The sequence below is a fragment of the Terriglobus sp. YAF25 genome, assembly GCF_052113305.1.
Classification (GTDB): Bacteria; Acidobacteriota; Terriglobia; order Terriglobales; family Acidobacteriaceae; genus Terriglobus.
This window is the reverse complement of sequence record NZ_JBFRCY010000239.1, coordinates 1-5,836: the sequence shown is the minus strand read 5'-3', so window position 1 is coordinate 5,836 and position 5,836 is coordinate 1. Positions and strand designations below refer to the sequence as shown.

At 59.7% G+C, this 5,836-nt stretch carries 6 protein-coding genes; 4 read left to right on the top strand and 2 right to left on the bottom strand.

The features are described 5' to 3' along the window. Window positions 1-198 precede the first annotated feature (198 nt). Genes AB4043_RS11800 through AB4043_RS11790 form a run of 3 tightly spaced genes read left to right on the top strand, consistent with a single transcriptional unit; the run spans window position 199 to window position 2,056 of the window. Window positions 199-1,029 (top strand): putative bifunctional diguanylate cyclase/phosphodiesterase, encoded by an 831-nt coding sequence (locus AB4043_RS11800; RefSeq protein WP_442302304.1) that lies wholly within the window; start codon window positions 199-201, stop codon window positions 1,027-1,029. Between the two features lie 9 nt (window positions 1,030-1,038). Next, complete coding sequence (locus tag AB4043_RS11795) at window positions 1,039-1,614, top strand: thioredoxin family protein (RefSeq protein WP_442302303.1); 576 nt, start codon at window positions 1,039-1,041, stop codon at window positions 1,612-1,614. A gap of 13 nt (window positions 1,615-1,627) precedes the next feature. Then, window positions 1,628-2,056 carry a GNAT family N-acetyltransferase gene (locus tag AB4043_RS11790; protein ID WP_442302302.1) on the top strand — a complete coding sequence of 143 codons (429 nt, stop codon included), beginning with the start codon at window positions 1,628-1,630 and terminating at the stop codon, window positions 2,054-2,056. A gap of 23 nt (window positions 2,057-2,079) precedes the next feature. Here AB4043_RS11790 and shc read toward each other — a convergent pair whose 3' ends face one another. After that, window positions 2,080-4,074 carry a squalene--hopene cyclase gene (gene shc / locus AB4043_RS11785; protein ID WP_442302301.1) on the bottom strand — a complete coding sequence of 665 codons (1,995 nt, stop codon included), beginning with the start codon at window positions 4,072-4,074 and terminating at the stop codon, window positions 2,080-2,082. Beyond that, window positions 4,074-4,676 (bottom strand): TetR/AcrR family transcriptional regulator, encoded by a 603-nt coding sequence (locus AB4043_RS11780; protein WP_442302300.1) that lies wholly within the window; start codon window positions 4,674-4,676, stop codon window positions 4,074-4,076. The genes shc and AB4043_RS11780 overlap by 1 nt, the downstream gene beginning before the upstream one ends. Window positions 4,677-4,744: 68 nt before the next feature. Here AB4043_RS11780 and AB4043_RS11775 point away from each other — a divergent pair, with 68 nt between their 5' ends. After that, on the top strand, window positions 4,745-5,557 hold the full coding sequence (locus AB4043_RS11775; RefSeq protein WP_442307118.1) for a GNAT family N-acetyltransferase: 813 nt from the start codon (window positions 4,745-4,747) through the stop codon (window positions 5,555-5,557). Window positions 5,558-5,836: the final 279 nt, after the last annotated feature.

Here is a 5,836-nt window from a genome sequence, read left to right as displayed (position 1 = left end):
GTACCGTTGTGAGAGCACTTCGGCCGCCTGCTGCAACCGCTTGAGCGGAAGCCCTTCTAATTGTTGTTCCACCGCTTGGCGGATCTTGGCAGGTACCTGCATCCTATTGAAAAATGGGACTTCGAGCTTCTTCCAGAGGGTAATAGCCGGAAAGTTGCATTGCTGGGCCCCTTAGCGAGACCTACGATGAAGAACGTTATGAAACACGAAAATCCTCCCCATACTGAGCATATCCCGATGAAGGGTGGACTTGCCCGGGCGCTGGAGCGCGGGGAGTTGACACTTCACTTTCAACCGAAGATCGACATGAAGCCGACGGAAGGCGCGACCGGCGTTGTCATAGGGTATGAAGCCCTGTTGCGTTGGCAGAACCCGATCGTCGGCTCCATCTCGCCGGGCGACTTTCTCTCCTGGGCTGAGCGCAGCAACGAAGTCCGCACCGTAGGCTACTGGGTTGCCGATCAGGCCCTGCGGCAGCTGGCCGCATGGCGGGCGAGCGGACTTGCGACACCGCATACGCGCGTCTCCATCAATCTTCTGGGTCGGCAGTTGAACGATCCCCTGCTGCTCGATGAGCTGCTCGCCGCCGTGGAGCGTCATCGTCTGAAGGCGGACGATCTCGAGCTTGAGGTCACCGAAGCCACCCTGGACGAAGAAGCTGCAGGCCTGAATGCGCTACGTCAGCTCAAGGATGCGGGTTTCCGCATTCATCTCGATGACTTCGGCGCGGGCTACTCTTCGTTGAGCTACCTGCATCGCTTCCCCTTCGACTGCGTGAAGATCGATCGCACCGTGGTTGCGGACATGGATCGTGAATCGCAGAGTCTGTCGCTGACCAAAACGGTCGTGGCTCTGGGCCAGAAGCTTCGCCTGCAGGTGATTGCCGAGGGCATCGAAACCGCGGAACACGTGAACATGCTGCTCGAGATGGGATGCCATCTCGGCCAGGGCTTCTACTTCGCTCGTCCCATGCCGGCCGTAGCGATTGAGCGCTGGCTGCTGGCGGAACCAACCCAGCAAACGGCGTAAAATCGCCGCATGTCCCGAACTCCGTCCACCATGGTGGCGCTGGGCACAGTTGCCCCGCCGTTTGAGCTTACCGATGTAATCACCGGCAAAGCCGTTGGCCGCGATGATGTTGGCGCAGACGCCAAAGGCCTGCTGGTGATGTTCGTCTGCCCGCATTGCCCGTATGTCAAACATATCGAGGCAGAGCTGGGCCGTATCGGCAAGGACTATCAAGGCAAGATCGGCATCGTGGCGATCAATGCCAACGACGTCAGCCAGTACCCCGAAGACAGTCCCGAACACATGAAGGAGCAGGCCAGCCTCAATGGCTGGACCTTCCCCTATCTCTATGACGAAATGCAGGAGGTCGCTCGCAGCTATGACGCAGCCTGCACGCCCGACCTCTTCCTCTTCGATGCCGACCAGAAGCTGGTCTATCGCGGTCAACTGGACGATAGCCGCCCGCGGCGGAAGGACTTTGGCAACGATCTTCCGGTAACCGGCAAGGACCTGCGCGCGGCGATCGATATGGTACTGGCAGGCAAGCGCCCTGACCCGAACCAGAAGTTCTCGATTGGCTGCAGCATCAAGTGGAAGGCCAAGTAAAGACAGCTCGGCGATGATCACGATCCGACCTGTCACCGAAGACGACGCAACCGAGCTAGCCCGGCTCGCAGGCGAGCTGGGCTATTCCACTACACCTACTGAGATCGCGGAACGCATCGCGCGCCAGGCAAAGGTGCCGGGACGCGCTGTCTTTGTCGCCCGCGATGGAGACCAGGTTGCGGGATACATCGATCTCTCCACTGAGATGCACCTGCACACGGCACCCAAAGGCCGCATCGATGGCCTGGTGGTCAGCGAGAGYGTCCGTGGCAAAGGTGTCGGCGCGCTGCTATGTCGCCATGCGGAAGAGTGGGCGAGACGGCAGGGCCTGAAGACAATGATGCTGACCTCGCGTTCTACACGCGAACGGGCACATGCCTTCTACGAACGTGACGGCTACCGGCGCACGAAGACCTCATACCTCTTCGAGAAAGATCTGTAGATCGGAGACCGCTACATCCGAGATTAGAACTGAACACTCAGCGCAGGGCGCGTGAGTTCTTTGCGATAAGTCGCCAGTGCTAATGCCGGGAAGTACATCCGGTACAGGTGATAGCTGAGATAGAAGACATTGGGGAAACCAGTACCCGTTGTCAGAGCTTCATCCCAATCACCATCGGCTCGCTGATTATCCAGCAGCCACTGCACGCCCTTCTGCACTTGCGATGAGCGGGTTTTCCCGCAAGCCATCAATCCCACCAGGGCCCATGCTGTTTGGGTGGGCGTGCTCTGTGCAGCAACAAAGCGGTCGACCTCGTAGCTGACACAGCTCTCACCCCAGCCGCCATCCTCGTTCTGCACTGACAGCAGCCACCGTGCCGCCTTTTCGACTGCGCTATGCGCACGGGCGTCTCCAGTGGCAATCAGACCGCGCATCGCCAGGAAGGTGCCGTAGACGTAGTTCACGCCCCAGCGTCCGTACCAGCTTCCATTCTGTTCCTGTGAGCTGAGCAGGTACTGCACTCCCTTTACGATTGCGGGATGCTTCGGCCCGAGACCGCGCTTACTCAGAGCCTCCAACACGCGGCCGGTGATATCGGCACAGGTGGGGTCGAGCATGGCATTGTGATCGGCGAAAGGAACCTTGTTCAGCAGTTGCCAGTCGTTATCGACATCGAAGGCGGCCCATCCTCCGTCTGCCGATTGCATGCCGAGAAGCCAGTCGATCGCGCGTTGCTCCGCACGTGCCTGGCGCTCGGGATTGGAGGCGCGGATATGCTGCAGCGCGAGCAGCACCATCGCCGTGTCATCGATATCGGGATAGAAGTCGTTGGCGAACTCGAAGGCCCATCCGCTGGGACGAAGGTTCGGACGCTTCGCCGACCAGTCGCCCTTGCGCCTCACCTCTTTACGCAGCAACCAGTCGGCCGCGCGCGTCATTGCATCGGGGTCGATATCCCCGGTCTCGCCAAGAGCGAAAGCAGCAATGGCGGTATCCCACACCGGCGATTTACAGGGCTGAAACTCGATGGAGTCTTCGCGCTCCAGCAGCAGATCATCGAAGTGGCGGATCGCCTCGATCATGTCGGGCTGGTCGCGCTCATAGCCAAGAGAATCCATGGCCATGATGGCGTACATCATCGAGGGATAGATGGCGCCCAGCCCTTCGGAATGCTGCAGATGTTCCAGCATCCATCGCTCGGCGGCTGCAATGGCACGGCCGCGGATCTTCTGCACACCGCGGCGCTCCCAATGCTTGAGCAGTTTGTCGGCATGAAGAAAGAGCTCGGAGGTGAGATCCTTGCGCGGCATCGTGATCGGCGAGCCGGGATAGATCAGCTCCTGCAGCGTCATACCGAAGGGAGCCGTACGCTGGGCACCCAATCCCTGAATGATGGAGAGCGGCACGATGATAGTGCGCGTCCACGACGACATCTCGTAGAGAAAGCTGCCGGGCACGATCATGATCTCTGCCGGCACGGTCGGCACGAACTCACGAGGGAAGAGACCGAAGAGACTCAGGTTGATCTTCGTGTAGCTGTTGCATGCCTGCAGCCCGCCAATCTCCAGAATGCGCTCGCGAGCGGTGCGCATACACGGCGAGCCCACCTCTTCACCCATGATCTTGAGTGCGGTATAGGCCTTCACCGTAGCATTCACATCGGCTTCGCCCTGGGCGAAGAGATTCCATCCGCCGTCGGCTAGCTGGCAGGCCTTCAGATAACGGATGAGCTTCGCTGTACGCTGGGCGCGCGGGGGAGTCCACGCGCCGCCCTCCTTCGGTGGGAAGAGCCATAGCTGCAGCAACACGTAATCGGAGGCCAGTGTGGAGTCTGCGGTGAGGTCGCCACACCAGTAGCCGTCGACATGCTGCTTCCGCAGCAGAGCCTCGGCCGTCAACGACAACTGCTGCTCCAGCTGGGCGATGCTCTGCTGACTAAGCTCTTCGCTTTGTTGCTCTAATTCAAGACTACCGACGCTTACGATGGCTGGAGCGGCGCTGCCGAACTGCTCTCTCATCAGGCCTTCCCTCTCCTGCTCTTACGCTCGGATGTCGGCTGCGGTTCCGCGTTACACATCTCTTTCAATCGCGTCATAATCTGTGCCCGGCGCTCGCCGGTACAGATGGCGTCATCGAAGCCGAACATCTCGGTAAACCAAAGGCCATCTACCGCCAGCCGCACGATCGTCGCGGTAATGGGATCAATGCCGTCGTTCTCCAGTAACGCCTGCCAGCGCGCGTAAGCCTGACGCATGGGTTCGACGAGCTTCATATCCGTGGAGGCAGCGGCAATCGCCGAAGCAAAAACGTCCAGACGCTCTGGGGAGAGGCCCGCATCCAGCGCCCAGCGGCCTTCGAGTGACGCCAGAACAAAAGCCAGCGTGTTGCGCCCGGGTCTGTCAGGAAGCTCTGCCTTGGCTGTCGCGAGATCGCGATCGAAGTACTCGATGGTGCGCGCCACCAGTCCGGCGACCAGCTCTTCTTTGGAGGGAAAGTGATACAGCAGACCACCTTTGCTGACATTGGCCTTCTCGGCAACGCGGTCGAGGGTCAACTGCTGTGAGCCCTCTTTGCGAATCAGCGTCTCGGCACTTTTAAGGATTGTGTCCCGCTTGCTCATCTCGGAATCAGTATACCGTCCAGACGGTACAGTAAACCTTTTATCCGTAAGCCTCTATGCTGGAGCGAATGTTTGCTGACCTATCTCTCGCCCATCGGCTGGAGCTCGCCGAAGGCCATGCCTGCCTGGATTTCGCCCATACCCGCAAACGCCTGAACCCCGAGAGCAGCACCGCCTGGGACGCGGCGCATGGCGCCATTGCGGTCTTCGATGGGCCTGACTCTCCACTGACCCAGACCTTCGGCCTGGGCATCACAAGTCCGGATAGCCACGAAAAGAGCCTCGAAGCGTTGGAGGAGTTCTTCTTCTCACGCGGTGCTGCCGCCAATCACGAGGTCTCACCGCTAGCCGGTCTCGCGCTGCACCGACGGCTCTGCAAACGCCGCTATCAGCCGATCGAGATGAGCAGTGTGATGTATCAGCCCGCACATTGCCCCGAGATCCCGGCAGTGGTCGATGTGCGCATTGTGAAGCAGGACGAGGCCGAGCTCTGGGGCCGCGTCGGAGCGGATGCCTGGTCGGCGGACCATCCGGAGTTTCGTGAGTTCCTGCTGGATATGGGAAAGATCTCGACCAACCGGGAGAATACCCACTGCTTTCTGGCCATCATCGATGGCGAGCCGGCGGCGACGGCGGTGCTGCATGTGCACGGCGGTGTAGCGCTCTTTGCCGGCTCTGCAACTTTGCCCGCGCTGCGACGGCGTAGCGCTCAATCGGCGCTGCTCAATGCACGTATGCGTCATGCCTGTGCGCAGGGATGCGATCTGTTCATGATGGTGRCTGAGCCCGGCAGCACCTCGCAGCGTAATGCTGAACGCAATGGTTTCCGTATCGCTTATACGAGGACGAAGTGGCAGCTTGTACCACCGGCAGTTGGTTAATTTTCTTAAAGCCCTCAGCGGCTAAAGCCGCACATCGTTCAGCTCTGATGTGGCACGGCTAAAAGCCGTGCCCTTAAGCAAGGCATTCGCGCGTTGCGCGAACGGAGAAACGAAGTCTAAGGCGGCACTACAAATATGTATTGGAACTCAGCGGACGTTCCTCCATCGCGAGATCCAAGGCTTGAGGATGATTTTTGTTTTGCTTAAGGGCACGGCTTCCAGCCGTGCCGTAATAGTCAGGCAAATAACGCGGCTTTAGCCGCTGAGGTCACGTCGCAC

Bases quoted from the DNA above. Each gene is read 5' to 3' on its own strand.
- AB4043_RS11800 (WP_442302304.1), top strand. From the start codon at position 199: ATGAAACACGAAAATCCTCCCCATACTGAGCATATCCCGATGAAGGGT.
- AB4043_RS11795 (WP_442302303.1), top strand. From the start codon at position 1,039: ATGTCCCGAACTCCGTCCACCATGGTGGCGCTGGGCACAGTTGCCCCG.
- shc (WP_442302301.1), bottom strand. From the start codon at position 4,074: ATGAGAGAGCAGTTCGGCAGCGCCGCTCCAGCCATCGTAAGCGTCGGT.
- AB4043_RS11780 (WP_442302300.1), bottom strand. From the start codon at position 4,676: ATGAGCAAGCGGGACACAATCCTTAAAAGTGCCGAGACGCTGATTCGC.